This window comes from Wolbachia endosymbiont of Tuta absoluta, assembly GCF_059414725.1.
In genome coordinates this window covers 1-318 of the sequence record NZ_JBNRJY010000598.1, presented here as the reverse complement: position 1 = coordinate 318, position 318 = coordinate 1, and the positions used below count along the sequence as shown (strand labels likewise).

Genomic DNA, 318 nt, shown 5'->3' with positions numbered 1-318 from the left:
CTGGTAATCTTATTATTAACCAATAAAACTACTCTTATACTTGGAATAATTTCAATGTGCATGATAGTTATCTACCCCTTGCTAAAGCGTTACGTTTGGTGGCCACAATTGTTTTTAGGGTTTACTTTCAACATGGGATCGATCGGGCAATATGGAATAAATACGAAAAAGGTGAGCGTACACCCTCAAAACATACGTGGACTTTATTTGTATTATTAGCAGGAAAACACCCAAGATTTAAATTAGATAATTTGTAGTACATTGTCTAGCCCCTCTCAAAAAATCGCACGGCTTTTCTGCTCATAGTGTGATAAATCA

General features: G+C 35.5%; 1 pseudogene. It reads left to right on the top strand.

Features of this window, described 5'->3' with window-relative positions:
- Window positions 1–180, top strand: a pseudogene (locus ACJ5GX_RS06645) (UbiA family prenyltransferase); the annotation flags it as partial.
- Window positions 181–318 lie beyond the last annotated feature (138 nt).